Consider the following 15,332-nt stretch of genomic DNA (forward strand, 5'->3'; position numbering starts at 1 on the left):
AATGCTGTCCATTTAATAAATGAGGCGCGATTGTAGCAGACGATCCGCGTTCCTTCCGGCAGAAATACTCAGTTATAAGAGAGCTTCATGACTCGGCCAGGATTATAAGTAAAGCATAAAAATGTGGGGTGACGGGCGCGCGTAGCCCCGGTAAGCGAAGCGCCACCGGGGAACGTTAAATGGCGCAGTAGCGCAGAAAACGCTGCAGCGAGCTGGAAAGGTGTTTCTGGCGGTGATGAATGCACCATAACGTGCGCACCAGCTTCGGCAATGGAACCGGGATTTCAACCAGCGACCCCGTTTCAAGCTGTTCGGCAATGACGCGCCGGGAAAGACAGCTGATCCCCAGACCGTGACGCACCGCGTGCTTGATAGCCTCGGAGTTCCCCAGCTCCATCCCTAACTGGAAATGCGGCAGATGGGAAAGCAGCAGATAATCGACAATTTCACGCGTGCCGGATCCCTGCTCGCGCAGGATCCACTGCGCCTGCGCCAGGCGCTCCAGCGTCACCTCGCCCTGCAATAACGACGAGGCCGGGGACGCAAACACCACCAGCTCATCTTCCAGCCAGGGCTCGGCAATGATATCGACGTTATGGCAGGGCCCTTCGATGAGGCCGATATCCACGCGGAAATCGATCACCGCGTTGATCACGTCCTGGCTATTGCCCACGCTCATCTCCAGCGGCAGGGTCGGGAAATCCCGGCGGTAGCGGGCAATCACTTCCGGCAGGATGTAATTCCCAATGGTGCTGCTGGCGTAGACGCGGATCGCGCCGTTGTCCTCGCGGAACAGCTGTTCGATTTCGATAGCCTGCTCCAGCAGCGCCAGCGCGCGTGGATAAAGAAGACGACCGTGCTCGTTGACCACCAGACGCTTCCCTACCCTGTCGAAAAGCTGAACGCCCAGCTGTCCTTCAAGATCGGTCAACGCCGCGCTGACCGCTGACTGCGAGAGCGCCAGCATTTGTGACGCCTGGGTCGTCGAACCGCTTTTCAGCACCTCGGCAAACACTTCCAGCTGACGCAATGTAATGTGCATGGTTGCTTACCACTTATATAGATTGATTATAAGTATATAATCAATTTTATTTTTAAGCCAGAGCGCCGTAACCTTTAGCCAGACAAAGGAGAAGGTTATGTCAGAAATCACCTTACAACATCATCGTACAGTGTGGCACTTCGTGCCGGGCCTCGCGCTAAGCGCAGCAGTGACCGCCGTAGCATTATGGGGCGGCAGCATCCCGGCTATCGCAGGCGCAGGTTTTAGCGCGTTGACGCTGGCCATTTTGCTGGGCATGGTCGTGGGAAACACCGTTTACCCACATATCTGGAAATCCTGCGACGGCGGCGTGATCTTTGCCAAACAGCACCTGCTGCGTCTCGGGATCATCCTTTACGGCTTCCGTCTCACCTTTTCGCAGATTGCGGACGTGGGCGTGAGCGGAATCGCCATCGACGTCCTGACCCTGACCAGTACCTTTTTGCTGGCCTGCTTTATCGGCCAGAAAATCTTTGGCCTGGATAAGCAAACCAGCTGGCTGATCGGTGCCGGGAGCAGTATCTGTGGGGCCGCGGCGGTGCTGGCAACAGAGCCCGTCGTTAAAGCCGAAGCCAGCAAGGTGACCGTGGCGGTGGCGACGGTGGTGATCTTCGGTACGCTGGCGATCTTCCTCTATCCGGCAATGTATCCGCTGGTGGCGCACTGGTTTAGCCCGGAAACCTACGGCATCTACATCGGTTCGACCATGCACGAAGTGGCTCAGGTGGTGGCGGCAGGACATGCCATTAACCCGGAAGCTGAAAACGCGGCGGTGATTGCCAAAATGCTGCGCGTGATGATGCTGGCACCGTTCCTGATTTTCCTCGCGGCGCGGGTTAAGCAGCTGGCACCGGCAGGCGGCGGCGAGAAAAGCAAAATCACCATTCCGTGGTTTGCGATCCTGTTTATCGTGGTGGCGATTTTCAACTCCTTCCACCTGCTGCCGAAAGCCGTTGTCGATATGCTGGTGACGCTGGATACCGTGCTGCTGGCGATGGCCATGGCGGCGCTGGGGGTGACCACACACGTCAGCGCGCTGAAAAAAGCCGGTGCCAAACCGCTGCTGATGGCGCTGGTGCTCTTCATCTGGCTGATTGTCGGCGGCGGTGCCATTAACCTCGCGGTGCACAGCCTGATGGCATAAACCATCTCGTCCTTCTCCTGTTAACCCGCTATCATAAGCGTTTCGGGTTAGCAGGAGTTTTTTATGAAATACGTTGGAGCGCACGTCAGTGCTGCAGGTGGCCTTGCGAATGCCGCCATTCGCGCCGCCGAAATCGAGGCAACCGCTTTCGCCCTGTTCACCAAAAATCAGCGCCAGTGGCGCGCCGCACCGCTCACCGCTGAGGTGATTGATGATTTCAAAGCCGCCTGTGAGAAATACCACTACGGGCCCGGCCAAATCCTTCCCCACGACAGCTACCTGATCAACCTCGGGCACCCGGTCCAGGAAGCACTGGATAAGTCCCGCGAGGCGTTTCTGGATGAAGTACAGCGCTGCGAACAGCTGGGGCTGACGCTGCTGAATTTCCATCCGGGTAGCCATCTGATGCAAATCGATGAAGATGCCTGCCTGGCGCGCATTGCCGAATCCATCAACATCACGCTGGACAAGACCCAAGGCGTCACCGCGGTGATTGAGAATACCGCTGGTCAGGGCAGCAACCTCGGCTTTAGGTTCGAACATCTTGCGGCGATTATCGACGGCGTGGAAGATAAATCCCGCGTGGGCGTATGCATTGATACCTGCCACGCGTTTGCCGCCGGTTACGACCTGCGCACAACCGAGGCAACGAAAAACACGTTTGATGAGTTCGAGCGCATCGTGGGCTTTAAGTACCTGCGAGGCATGCACCTGAACGATGCGAAAAGTGCGTTCGGCAGCCGCGTTGACCGCCACCACAGCCTGGGTGAAGGCAACATTGGCCACGATGCGTTCCGCTTTATTATGCAGGACGCCCGCTTCGACGGTATTCCGATGGTGCTGGAAACCATTAACCCGGACATCTGGGCAGAAGAGATTGCCTGGCTGAAGGCACAGCAAACCGCTGAACAGGCGGCATAAAAAAAGCCGGGAGCGTAACGCAACCCGGCTTTTTTGTTGTTTATCGCTTACGCCACTTTCGCCACAACTTCCGCTTCCGGACGTTTCAGCACTGCGTAAGAGAGACCCGCCACCAGCGTACCGGCAACAATTGCCAGCAGATAGCCCAGGACCGGAGTGATTGCGCCTGGGATCAGCAGGACAAACAGACCGCCGTGTGGTGCCATCAGCTTCGCGCCAATCGCCATAGAGATTGCACCCGTTACCGCGCCACCGACGATACAGCATGGCAGAACGCGCATTGGGTCACGCGCTGCGAACGGAATCGCCCCTTCGGTAATGAAGCAGAGGCCCAGAACCAGCGCCGCTTTGCCACCTTCCTGCTGTGCTTTATCGAACTTACGACGGGCAATAATCGTTGCCAGACCGAGCGCCAGCGGTGGCACCATGCCTGCCGCCATGATGGCTGCCATTGGCGCGTAGGTCTGGGTACTCAGCAGGCCAACGCCAAAGGCGTACGCCGCTTTGTTCACCGGACCACCCATGTCGGTACACATCATGCCACCGAGGATTGCACCCAGCAGAACCGCGTTCGCGGTACCCATGGTTTGCAGCCAGTGGGTCAGACCCGCCAGGATGCCCGCAACCGGTTTACCAATCAGGTAAATCATCGCCAGACCGACCACCAGGCTGGAAATCAGCGGGATGATCAGAATCGGTTTCAGCGCTTCCATACTCTGCGGCAGCTTGAGCTTCGAGCTGATGAGCTTCGCGACGTAACCGGCCAGGAAGCCCGCGATAATACCGCCGATAAAGCCGGAACCGGTGCTCACGGCCAGCATACCGCCGATAAGACCCGGCGTCAGGCCAGGACGGTCAGCGATGGAGAAGGCAATAAAGCCGGCCAGAACGGGGACCATCAGTGCGAACGCGGAACCGCCGCCAATCTGCATTAACGCAGCGGCCAGCGTGCCTTGCTCTTTAAACGCGGTAATACCAAATGCGAACGAGAGGGCAATACACAGACCGCCCGCAACCACCATCGGCAGCATGTAAGACACGCCGGTCAACAGATGGCGATATGCGCCTGCAGACTCTTTCTTACCTTCCGTCGGGGTTTGACGCGCGCCGGTTGCCTGATACGGCTTCGCTTCTACCAGCGCTTTATCAAACTCCTGCGCGGTCTTTTTCAGCGCCAGGCCGGTAGAGGTGCGGTACATTGGCTTACCGGCAAATTTCGCCAGATCCACTTCGATATCCGCCGCCACGATCACCAGATCGGCTTCCGCCACTTCTTCAGGGGTAATCGCATTGCCCGCGCCAACGGAGCCGCGCGTTTCAACTTTCACCCACCAGCCGCGTTTTTTCGCTTCGGTTTCAATGGCTTCAGCCGCCATAAAGGTGTGAGCCACGCCCGTCGGGCAGGCCGTCACCGCGACAACGCGTTTCGGACCCGCAGCCGCAGCCTGTGCCGTCGCGACAGGCGCGCTGTAGACAGACGCGTGGCCTTTCGCTTCGCTCAGGAACAGTTCCGGGTGTGCCACCGCGCGATTAATATCGCCCAGCCACACTTTTTTGCCGTTCAGCGCACTGTCAGCCGGGATTTTGTCGCCCAGTACAATGGCCAGTTCTGCATCGCCTGGATTATCGATAATGTCCAGATGTGCTTTTTGTGCCGCCGCGCCCAGCAAGGTCTTCGCCATATAGGCGCGGGCCTGTCCGAGACCGGAGTCAATGATCAGCAGCGTTTTCATTATTCCTCTCCTGCTGTTAGTTAAAAGGTTTTAAGTCAACGCGCGCCATCATCGCGGCTAACTGGGTACGATCGGTAATACCGACATTGCTCTGGCTTACGGCCAGGGCAGCAACGGCGGTGGCAAGACGTAAAGTATGTTCACTGGATTCACGCATCAGCAGACCATAAATCAGGCCGCCAACCATGGAATCCCCTGCGCCAACGGTGCTGACAACTTCCATTGACGGCGGTTTGGCGATCCATTCGCCAGACGCGTTAACCCACAGCGCGCCTTCTGCACCAAGAGAAATCACCACGTGAGCGATACCCTGCTCGCGCAGCGCATGGGCAGCGTCAATCACATCTTTTAATTCTGGCAGCTTACGGCCCGCCCAGATCTCCAGCTCGCGGCGATTCGGCTTCACCAGCCACGGCGAGGCTTTCAGACCGGCAACCAGCGCGTCGCGGCTGCTGTCAAAAATGATGCACGGGCACTGGCTGCGCAGGCGCGTCATCCAGTCGGTAAAGGCTTCCGGGCTCACGCCGGACGGCAGGCTGCCGCTGACGCAGACCATGTCAAACTGACCGAGCCAGGTCAGCGAGTCGTTCACAAAACGCTCCCAGTCTGACGGCGTCACCTCGAAGCCAGAGAAGTTCAGATCGGTCACTTCACCGTCTTTCTCCGTCAGCTTAACGTTGATGCGGGTACGGCCCTGAACAACCTGAAAACGGTTGGCAATGCCCAGCTCGCTGAACAGCTGCTGGAAACCATCCTGGTTATCTTTACCGAGGAATCCGCCCACGGTGACATCGATACCGAGATCCTTGAGCACTTTCGCGACGTTAATCCCTTTACCCGCAGCATGCAGGCCAGTGGTACGCACGAGGTTGACTTCGCCGCGCTCAATTTCCGGGCAAAATCCTACCAGGTCATAAGCCGGGTTCAGCGTAATAGTCGCAACACGTCTGCTCATTATGCGCCCTCCCCCAGACCCGCCGCGATGGCATCGCCAATCGCTTTCAGCGCCTGTTCAGCATCGGCACCCTGCGCGGTGAAACGCAGACGATGTCCTTTCTTCACGCCCAGCGCGACAACTTTCATCAGACTACGGCCATTGGCCGGTTTGCCCGTGCCATCAAGATTCGCCACGGTGATCTCACTCTCGAATTGTTTAATGGTATTCACCAGCATGGTGCCCGGACGGGCATGCAGGCCGTGCTCGTTGCGTACCACGAACTCAGCGGTCTGCACGTCTTCAGTCGGCGCATCATCACTGGTCAGCAGTGCCAGCACGGTGGAGGCATCAGCGTTCAGCAGTTTTTCAGCTTTGTTGTTCAGCAGCAGATCGCCCAGACGCTTCAGCACGGAAACCGGCTGATCGTCGTTCATCGCCACGGTCACCAGCATGGCCGCGCGCTCGCCTTCCACGTCAAACGCGTTGGCCGCGCGGCTCACGGCGATAGCGCTGCGCAGGTTGCCTTCAGCGCTGTCGTTTAGCCAGATACCCTGACCCAGATTCAACGGTTTATCGTTAATGACGCGCGTCACAAACGTGGCGTCCGCCGCGCCGGCTTCTTTCAGACGGCCCGCGTTAAGCGCCTGCAGCGTCACCAGATCGGAAGCAGCCACATCCAGCGTCAGCGTTTCATTATCCAGCTTCAGCGCTTCGCTCTGTTTTTCGCCCATCAGCAAGGCGCGCAGCTCTTCAGCTGTGGTTGCGGACTTCAGCTGTTCAGCCACATCGTCATCGCTCAGGACATGCGTCAGCTGACGCAACAGGCCTAAGTGTTCGTCGCTGCTGGCCGCGATGCCGATAGCCACGTAGGCCACCTGACCGTCGCCCCAGAGCACACCCTGCGGGAACTGATAAACCTGAACGCCGGTTTTCAACACCTGATCGCGGGTGTCGGTTGTGCCGTGCGGAATGGCAATGCCATTGCCGAGGAAGGTTGAGGTCTGCTGCTCGCGGGCCAGCATGCCGTTGACATAGCCGTCCGCGACGTTACCTGCCTGCACAAGCGCAGCGGCAACCTGGCGAATAGCCTCTTCTTTATCCCCGGCCTGAGCGCCCGGGTGGATATCCTGAACAGATAACTGGAACATGGTTCTCCACTCCTGCTGAACTTGAATCGTTTCAGCTTTAATGAGAAAAAATGCGCTAGCCTGCTCCGTTTGTTAAAACAAGATAGCGCTGAAACGTTTCAAAAAGTCTTGCGCTTTCTGCAATGTCTTGCAAGTAAACTCGTATTTCCGATCTCAGAATTTAGAGATACAGCACATTTCTTCTTCGTTCAGCTGAATTTTGCTGAAGTTCAGCAAGACAGTTTCAGCTAAGGTCAGCCGGATGAGAGGTAAGTTGAAATGCCATTTTGATTTTTCGTGGCATCATTGACCGCACCCACTGTTTATTTTTTAGCTGACGGCGTAAACTCCGCCCCTCTCTGCTACTCGCTAATTATAAAACATGCATAACTCTCCTGCGGCCGTCTCGCCGAAGCCCTTTGATTTAACCTCCGCGGCATTCCTGGTGGTTGCCTTCTTCACGGGTATTGCCGGTGCGTTACAGACGCCGACATTGAGCTTATTCCTGACAAATGAGGTTCACGTCCGTCCGGCGATGGTGGGCTTCTTTTTTACCGGTAGCGCCATCATTGGCATCCTGGTCAGCCAGTTTCTGGCAGGACGATCCGACAGAAAAGGCGATCGTAAAAGCCTGATCGTTTTCTGCTGTCTGCTGGGAGTCATGGCCTGCGTTCTGTTTGCCTGGAACCGCAACTATTTCATTCTGCTCTTCGTCGGGGTATTCCTGAGCAGCTTTGGCTCAACGGCGAACCCTCAGCTGTTCGCCCTTGCCCGCGAACACGCCGACCATACCGGGCGTGAAGCGGTGATGTTCAGCTCTTTCCTGCGCGCTCAGGTGTCGCTGGCGTGGGTGATTGGCCCGCCGCTGGCCTACGCGCTGGCGATGGGTTTTGGCTTTACGGTGATGTACCTGAGTGCGGCCGTCGCGTTTGTGGTGTGCGGCGCGCTGGTGTGGTTCTTCCTGCCGTCCATGCGCAAGGAGCCCAAAGTAGCAACGGGCGTGCTGGAAGCGCCGCGCCGCAACCGCCGCGATGCCCTGCTCCTGTTTGTTATCTGTACGCTGATGTGGGGGACCAACAGCCTGTATATCATCAATATGCCGCTGTTTATTATTGATGAACTGCACCTGTCGGAGAAGCTGGCGGGCATCATGATGGGCACCGCGGCCGGGCTTGAGATCCCGACGATGCTCATTGCGGGCTATTACGCAAAGCGCTTCGGAAAGCGTTTTTTAATGCGCATCGCCGCCGTCGCCGGTCTGTTGTTCTATATCGGTATGCTGACGGTACATACGCCGGGGCTGTTGCTGGCTTTACAGCTGCTGAACGCCATCTATATTGGCATTCTCGCCGGGATAGGCATGCTCTATTTCCAGGATCTGATGCCGGGCCAGGCAGGCTCTGCCACCACCCTTTATACTAATACCACCCGCGTGGGCTGGATTATCGCCGGCTCAATGGCTGGCGTCGTGGCTGAAATCTGGAACTATCACACGGTGTTCTGGATTGCGCTGGTGATGTGTACGCTGACGATTGGCTGTCTGACGCGGATTAAAGACGTTTAGGGCGCGGTGAGCGCTTCCAGTTCAAGAAGGTACGTCATCGCCTGCCCTCGCGTGCTGCCGCACATTTCGGCAGTGGGCTGAAGCCCGGAGCAGACCTTCGGGCGCAACGGCGAGCCAAAGATCATGCACAGATTCGTTTCCGAGAGCTGAACGCAGCGGGTATTGGCAGGCTTGCCCTCGGGCATTCCTGGAATGGGACTTGAAATGGACGGTGCAGTACAGCACGCGCCACAGTCTGGACGGCAATCCATAAATGCTCTCTTTCGCTGACGGACGCCCGCGCAGTCGGGCATCGCGCGCACAGTAACACCTTTTGCGTATTGATAGCAAAAGCCGCGAATTCCTCTTGCCTGAAAGGCCGCGCGCGAGTAATTTGGCGCGATATTTTTTACCTCCCGTAAACAGGATTACTGCAATGCCAAGAGCGAACGAAATTAAGAAAGGTATGGTGCTGAATTACAACGGCAAACTGCTGATTGTGAAAGATATCGACATTCAGGCTCCGAGCGCCCGTGGTGCAGCAACGCTGTACAAAATGCGTTTCGCCGATGTGCGTACCGGCCTGAAAGTGGAAGAGCGCTTTAAAGGTGACGATATCGTCGATACCGTGACCCTGACCCGCCGCTATGTCGATTTCTCCTACATCGACGGCAACGAATACGTGTTCATGGATAAAGAAGATTACACCCCGTACATCTTCACCAAAGATCAGATCGAAGAAGAGCTGCTGTTCATCCCTGAAGGCGGTATGCCTGACATGCAGGTCCTGACCTGGGACGGCGTGCTGCTGGCCCTGGAGCTGCCTCAGACCGTCGATCTGGAAATCGTTGAAACCGCACCTGGCATCAAAGGCGCATCAGCGAGTGCCCGCAACAAACCGGCTACCCTGACAACCGGTCTGGTTGTGCAGGTACCGGAATATCTCTCCGCTGGCGAGAAAATCCGCATCCATATCGAAGAAAAACGCTATATGGGTCGCGCTGACTGATTGCGGCATTTGTCGGGTGGCGGCTTCGCCTTACCCGACCTACAAAAACACAAAAACCGGCTCTCAGGCCGGTTTTTTTGTAGGCCCGGTAAGCGTAGCGCCACCGGGCAACAGAGCTTACAGAAGCTCCGGATACTTCGTCATCTTCAGCGCCAGCTCAACGCCGCGCACTTCCGCCATCCCCTTAAGACGGCCAATCGCCGAATAGCCCGGGTTGGTTTTCTTACGCAGATCGTCCAGCATCTGGTGGCCGTGATCCGGACGGAACGGAATAGGACGCACATCGCCCGCCTGCTTGCGGCGCGCCTCTTCCGCGAGGATAGCGTCTACCACCGCCACCATATTCACATCGCCGCCCAGGTGCGCCGCCTCGTGGAAGGTTTTTGGATTCTCTTCGCGGCAGGTCGCCCGCAGATGCGTGAAGTGGATACGATCGCCGAAGGTTTCAATCATCCGCACCAGGTCGTTGTCCGCACGCACGCCGTAGGAGCCGGTACACATGGTAAAGCCGTTATAGATGCTGTTTACCGTCTCTTTCAGCCACTGCATATCTTCAAGGGTGGAAACGATACGCGGCAGGCCGAGGATAGGACGCGGAGGATCGTCCGGGTGCACGGCGAGGCGTACCCCTACCTCTTCAGCAACCGGCACGATAGCGCGCAGGAAATACGCCATGTTTTCACGCAGCTGGTGCTTATCAATATCGCCGTATTCCGCCAGACGCGCGCGGAACTGATCCAGGGTATACCCCTCTTCAGCCCCCGGCAGGCCCGCGATAATATTCCGGGTCAGCTTTTCGATGTCTGCCTCGCTGGCGGCGTTAAACCACTCACGCGCCTGCTGCTGCTCTTCCGCGGTGTAATCCGCTTCGGCGCCAGGGCGTTTCAGAATGTGCAGTTCGAATGCCGCAAAGGCGATCTGATCGAAACGCAGCGCTTTCGAGCCGTCCGGCATCTGGTATTCAAGGTCGGTACGCGTCCAGTCGAGGATGGGCATGAAGTTATAGCAGACCGTATCAATGCCGCAGGCCGCCAGGTTGCGAATGCTCTGCTGATAGTTAGCAATCCAGGTCTGGTATTCCCCTGAATGGGTTTTGATATCTTCGTGAACCGGGATGCTTTCCACTACAGACCAGGTTAACCCCTTCTCCGCCAGCAGCGCCTGACGCTGTTGAATTTCTTCAACCGGCCAAACCTGACCGTTAGGAATATGATGCAGCGCCGTGACGACACCCGTAGCGCCAGCCTGACGCACATCATCAAGAGAAACCGGATCGTTCGGCCCGTACCAACGCCAGGTTTGTTCCATTGCCTCACCCTCTTAAGTTGTTATACCAATATGCGTTACTGCAATGACGACTACCATACATGTTTGCCGCTAAGGGTCAACATACCGCCACACATTGATTGATCAAACTCACAGAATGGGGATATTTACGGCTCACCAATTTTATTTGCTGTCATATAACTTTACACTGGCATTGTTAATTAATGGTTAATCAGGTGTGTATCTCATGAAGACAATTGCCTCCACCGCCCTTCCTGCCCACGTTCAGCAACCTCGCTACGATCGCGCGCAATTACGCTCCCGCATCGTCCATTTTGGGTTTGGTGCCTTTCACCGCGCGCACCAGGCATTGTTAACAAATCGGGTGCTGAATGAAAAAGGCGGCGACTGGGGGATTTGTGAGATTAGCCTTTTCAGCGGCGACGTGCTGATGGGCCAGTTGCGCGCGCAGGATCACCTCTTCACCGTGCTGGAGAAAGGTGCAGAAGGCAATGAGGCGATTATCGTCGGTGCCGTCCACGAATGCCTGAACGCAAAGCTGGACTCTCTGCCCGCCATTATCGAGAAATTTTGCGAGCCTCAGGTCGCTATTGTGTCACTCACCATCACGGAGAAAGGCTACTGCATCGATCCCGCGACCGGGAAACTCGATCTGCACAACGCCCGAATAATCCATGACCTTGAGAACCCCTCAGCGCCGCATTCTGCCCCCGGGATCCTGGTCGAAGCGCTCCACCGCCGCCGCGAGCGCGGCTTGCCAGCCTTTACCGTGCTTTCCTGCGACAATATCCCTGATAACGGGCACGTGGTGAAAAACGCGGTGCTGGGCATGGCGCAAAAGCGTTCAGTGGCGCTGTCTGAATGGATTGATAGTCACGTGAGCTTCCCGGGGACGATGGTCGACAGAATTGTTCCCGCTGCGACGGAAGCCTCGCTGGCGGAAATCACCGACGCGCTCGGCGTTGAAGATCCGTGCGCCATCAGCTGTGAACCGTTTATTCAGTGGGTGGTGGAAGATAATTTTGTCGCCGGTCGTCCGGAGTGGGAAGTCGCGGGCGTTCAGATGGTGCAGGACGTTCTGCCGTGGGAGCAGATGAAATTGCGCATGCTCAACGGTAGCCACTCTTTCCTGGCATATCTGGGGTACCTCGCGGGCTACGCCCATATTAATGAATGCATGGAGGACGCTGCGTTCCGCGAAGCCGCCCGTCGGCTCATGCTGGACGAGCAGGCGCCCACATTACGCATTAAGGATGTCGACCTCACCGCCTACGCCGATAGCCTGCTGGAGCGCTTTGCCAACCCGGCACTCCAGCATCGGACCTGGCAAATCGCGATGGACGGTAGCCAGAAGCTTCCGCAAAGAATGCTGGACGGGATCCGCGTTCATCTTGAGCGAAAAACACCGTGGTCGCTGCTGGCCCTGGGCGTGGCCGGCTGGATCCGCTACGTTAGCGGTACCGACGACCATGGCAACGCGATTGATGTCCGCGATCCCCTCAGCGATAAAATTAGCACGATTGTCAATGCCAGCAGCGACGCCGAGCGCGTTAACGCCCTGCTGGGGCTGAGCGAGGTCTTTGGTCACGATCTCGCGCAAAACAGCGTGTTTGTGGAGGCAGTCAATCAGGCATACCAGCGCATTACCCGCCACGGCGCACGTCAGGCTGTTATCGAAACGTTAAATATTTAACGATTATTGCGCTTAACGCGAACGGATGCGGCCTCCGTTCGCCCTTCCCCTTCTCACAGGGCACGTTTTTCGCCAGGATAGAGAGAACAGTGTTATAGCCTCACCCTTCTCATCTGGAGCGCACGTGACCAAAACCAACCTCATCACCGGTTTTCTCGGCAGCGGTAAAACCACCTCAATTCTCCACCTGCTGGCAAATAAAGATCCGGCCGAGAAATGGGCCGTGCTGGTCAATGAATTTGGCGAGGTGGGCATTGACGGCGCGTTGCTGTCATCCAGCGGCGCGATGATTAAAGAGATCCCCGGCGGATGCATGTGCTGCGTCAATGGCCTGCCGATGCAGGTCGGGCTCAATACCCTGCTGCGTCAGGGCAAACCGGACCGCCTGCTGATTGAACCCACCGGGCTGGGTCACCCGAAGCAGATCCTCGATTTACTGACCGCCCCGGTTTACGAGCCGTGGATCGATCTGCGCGCTACCCTGTGCCTGCTCGATCCGCGTCAGCTTCTGGATGACAAGGCCGTGGCCAACGAAAACTTCCGCGATCAGCTCGCCTCGGCTGACGTTATTGTCGCGAATAAAGCCGATCGCGCCACGGCTGAAAGCCAGGCCGCGCTGGACGCGTGGTGGCAGCATTTCGGCGGCAATCGCACGCGAGTGGAGACCACCCAGGGGAATATTGATAGCGCCCTGCTTGACCTCCCTCGTCTGAACCTCGCCGAGCTGCCTGTCAGCGCGGATCATGCGCACAGTCATCCGGTTAAGCAGGGCCTGGCTGCCCTGAGCCTGCCAGAACACCAGCGCTGGCGTCGTAACCTGAACAGCGGTCAGGGATATCAGGCCTGCGGATGGATTTTTGATGCTGATACCGTTTTCGACACCATCGGGATCCTGGAGTGGGCCCGACTCGCTCCCGTCGATCGCGTGAAAGGGATCATGCGCACCCCGGACGGGCTGGTGCGGATCAATCGTCAGGGTGACGATTTCTTTATTGAAACGCAAAATGTGGCGCCGCCTGACAGCCGAATAGAGTTAATTAGTGCGGTTAACGCTGACTGGAATGCCCTCCAGTCCAGCCTGTTGAGGATTCGTTTAAGTTCGGGCGGCTAACGTTGCCCCAGTTTTCACTCTATGCAGAACGTTATGACAACTCGATTTCCCCTGATATTACTGCTCAATGTCGCCGGTCTGGCGCTTTTCTTCTCCTGGTATATCCCGGCGGATCATGGTTTCTGGTTCCCGCTGGATTCTGCCATTTTTCACTTCTTCAACCAGGAGCTGGTGAAGAGCAACGCGTTCCTGTGGCTGGTGGCAATTACCAACAACCGCGCCTTCGACGGCTTCTCGCTGCTGGCCATGGGCTGCCTGATGCTCTCTTTCTGGCTGAAAGAGGATAAAGCCGGGCGTCGGCGTATTCTCATTATCGGTCTGGTGATGCTGCTGTTTGCCGTCGTCATTAACCAGCTGGCAACCGCGATTATTCCGGTTAAGCGTTCAAGCCCAACGCTATTCTTCACCGATATTAATCGCGTCAGCGAACTGCTGCATATTCCAACAAAAGATGCGTCGAAGGACAGTTTCCCCGGCGATCACGGCATGATGCTGCTTATTTTTTCCGCAATTATGCTTCGCTATTTCGGCAGAAAAGCCTTTGCCATAGCCCTGATTATTTTTGTGGTTTTTGCCTTCCCGCGCGTAATGATTGGCGCTCACTGGTTCACCGATATTGCCGTCGGTTCGCTCTCCGTGGCGCTGATTGCGCTGCCGTGGTGTTTGATGACCCCGCTGAGCGACAGGATAATAGCGCTGTTCGATCGCTACCTTCCCGGTAAAACGCAACAACAATTAAACAAATAACTAACCTAAATTAACGTGAGCTATCAGGGATCGACATGATCCCTGATAGCGTTCTCGCCGCGATCTTTCCCCTCTGTCATATTCTCGTCATCATATTCATGATAAAAATGAAGCAATTGCAGACTGGCGCTGCGGATCCGCCGCTATTTTAAGCAATTCTATGTTTTTACTTTCTGTATCACATTTTCTTATAAAAAAAAGGCTTTTTTTACTCGCAATACCCCTGGCAATCGGTTAATCTCGAACTCGTTTTGCCCCATAGAGATAATTATTTCCTTGGTGAATAATTTTGTGCGCTGTGCCACAAATGTGACCAGAAAGAATTGTCTCAATGTGAACAGATAATTAGTCTCGTCACGTTTGGCATTTTTATAACGATATTTGTCGTTAAGGACTTCAAGGGATAATAAACAACATGGTCAAATCTCAACCGTTTCTGAGATATATCTTACGGGGGATCCCGGCGATAGCAGTCGCGGTGCTGTTGTCTGCATGTAGTTCATCGAACACCGCAAAGAATATGCATCCTGAGACGCGTGTTGTGGGAATGGAAGATTCCTCGTCACTGCAAGCCTCTCAGGATGAATTTGAAAATATGGTACGTAATCTGGACGTGAAGTCCCGCATTATGGACCAGTATGCTAGCTGGAAAGGCGTGCGCTATCGTCTTGGCGGCAGCACAAAAACAGGTATTGATTGTTCCGGTTTTGTACAGCGTACGTTCCGTGAGCAATTTGGGTTAGATCTTCCGCGTTCAACCTATGAACAGCAGGAGATGGGCAAGTCGATTTCACGTACCAAACTGCGCACCGGTGATTTAGTCCTGTTCCGTGCCGGTTCTACAGGTCGACATGTTGGCATCTACATTGGTAATGACCAGTTTGTACATGCCTCCACCAGCAGCGGTGTGACCATTTCCAGCATGAATGAACCGTACTGGAAGAAGCGCTACAACGAAGCACGCCGCGTACTGACCCGCAGTTAATATGACAATTGTATCGTTGGTTATCCCTTGGCTGACGATATGATAAAAAAAAG

General features: G+C 56.0%; 14 protein-coding genes. 8 read left to right on the top strand and 6 right to left on the bottom strand.

Annotated features, from left to right (window positions below; genetic code table 11):
- Positions 1–175 precede the first annotated feature (175 nt).
- Positions 176–1,042: a DNA-binding transcriptional regulator YeiE gene (gene yieE, locus L370_RS00725; protein WP_023312476.1), complete on the bottom strand. Its 867-nt coding sequence runs from the start codon at positions 1,040–1,042 to the stop codon at positions 176–178.
- Between the two features lie 97 nt (positions 1,043–1,139).
- Between yieE and L370_RS00720 the strand changes: the two genes are divergently transcribed.
- Positions 1,140–2,186, top strand: a complete 1,047-nt coding sequence (locus L370_RS00720) for a YeiH family protein (RefSeq protein WP_023336353.1) — start codon at positions 1,140–1,142, stop codon at positions 2,184–2,186.
- Between the two features lie 63 nt (positions 2,187–2,249).
- Positions 2,250–3,107, top strand: a complete 858-nt coding sequence (gene nfo, locus L370_RS00715; protein ID WP_023336354.1) for a deoxyribonuclease IV — start codon at positions 2,250–2,252, stop codon at positions 3,105–3,107.
- Between the two features lie 47 nt (positions 3,108–3,154).
- Here the strand turns inward: nfo and fruA are convergent, their stop codons facing one another.
- The 3 genes from fruA to fruB are packed head-to-tail and all read right to left on the bottom strand — an operon-like array spanning position 3,155 to position 6,925.
- The gene (gene fruA / locus L370_RS00710) at positions 3,155–4,840 is read right to left on the bottom strand and encodes a PTS fructose transporter subunit IIBC (protein WP_023336355.1); all 1,686 of its coding nucleotides are present in this window, start codon (positions 4,838–4,840) and stop codon (positions 3,155–3,157) included.
- A 16-nt stretch (positions 4,841–4,856) separates the two neighbouring features.
- Positions 4,857–5,795 carry a 1-phosphofructokinase gene (gene fruK, locus L370_RS00705; protein ID WP_008500936.1) on the bottom strand — a complete coding sequence of 313 codons (939 nt, stop codon included), beginning with the start codon at positions 5,793–5,795 and terminating at the stop codon, positions 4,857–4,859.
- On the bottom strand, positions 5,795–6,925 hold the full coding sequence (gene fruB, locus L370_RS00700) for a fused PTS fructose transporter subunit IIA/HPr protein (RefSeq protein WP_023336356.1): 1,131 nt from the start codon (positions 6,923–6,925) through the stop codon (positions 5,795–5,797). The genes fruK and fruB overlap by 1 nt, the downstream gene beginning before the upstream one ends.
- A gap of 361 nt (positions 6,926–7,286) precedes the next feature.
- On the opposite strand from fruB, the gene setB reads away from it, so the two are divergent.
- A complete protein-coding gene (setB, locus tag L370_RS00695) occupies positions 7,287–8,468 on the top strand; it encodes a sugar efflux transporter SetB (protein WP_023336357.1) in 1,182 nt (393 codons plus the stop codon).
- On the opposite strand, the gene L370_RS0122255 is transcribed toward setB, so the two are convergent.
- Positions 8,465–8,719 carry a YkgJ family cysteine cluster protein gene (locus tag L370_RS0122255; protein ID WP_023312483.1) on the bottom strand — a complete coding sequence of 85 codons (255 nt, stop codon included), beginning with the start codon at positions 8,717–8,719 and terminating at the stop codon, positions 8,465–8,467. The two genes, setB and L370_RS0122255, sit on opposite strands and share 4 nt — an antisense overlap.
- A gap of 164 nt (positions 8,720–8,883) precedes the next feature.
- Here L370_RS0122255 and yeiP point away from each other — a divergent pair, with 164 nt between their 5' ends.
- On the top strand, positions 8,884–9,456 hold the full coding sequence (yeiP, locus tag L370_RS00690; protein ID WP_008500940.1) for an elongation factor P-like protein YeiP: 573 nt from the start codon (positions 8,884–8,886) through the stop codon (positions 9,454–9,456).
- 117 nt (positions 9,457–9,573) lie between these two features.
- Here yeiP and uxuA read toward each other — a convergent pair whose 3' ends face one another.
- The gene (uxuA, locus tag L370_RS00685) at positions 9,574–10,764 is read right to left on the bottom strand and encodes a mannonate dehydratase (RefSeq protein WP_023336358.1); all 1,191 of its coding nucleotides are present in this window, start codon (positions 10,762–10,764) and stop codon (positions 9,574–9,576) included.
- 205 nt (positions 10,765–10,969) lie between these two features.
- On the opposite strand from uxuA, the gene L370_RS00680 reads away from it, so the two are divergent.
- The 4 genes from L370_RS00680 to mepS all read left to right on the top strand — a co-directional run bounded on the left by L370_RS00680 (position 10,970) and on the right by mepS (position 15,279).
- Positions 10,970–12,436 (top strand): mannitol dehydrogenase family protein, encoded by a 1,467-nt coding sequence (locus L370_RS00680; protein ID WP_023336359.1) that lies wholly within the window; start codon positions 10,970–10,972, stop codon positions 12,434–12,436.
- 124 nt (positions 12,437–12,560) lie between these two features.
- On the top strand, positions 12,561–13,547 hold the full coding sequence (locus tag L370_RS00675; RefSeq protein ID WP_023336360.1) for a CobW family GTP-binding protein: 987 nt from the start codon (positions 12,561–12,563) through the stop codon (positions 13,545–13,547).
- A gap of 33 nt (positions 13,548–13,580) precedes the next feature.
- Positions 13,581–14,294 carry a phosphatase PAP2 family protein gene (locus tag L370_RS00670; protein ID WP_181012998.1) on the top strand — a complete coding sequence of 238 codons (714 nt, stop codon included), beginning with the start codon at positions 13,581–13,583 and terminating at the stop codon, positions 14,292–14,294.
- A gap of 415 nt (positions 14,295–14,709) precedes the next feature.
- A complete protein-coding gene (gene mepS / locus L370_RS00665; RefSeq protein WP_023336362.1) occupies positions 14,710–15,279 on the top strand; it encodes a bifunctional murein DD-endopeptidase/murein LD-carboxypeptidase in 570 nt (189 codons plus the stop codon).
- The last annotated feature ends 53 nt before the right edge of the window (positions 15,280–15,332 follow it).

It is taken from the genome of Enterobacter sp. MGH 24 (assembly GCF_000493015.1).
GTDB lineage: Bacteria > Pseudomonadota > Gammaproteobacteria > Enterobacterales > Enterobacteriaceae > Enterobacter.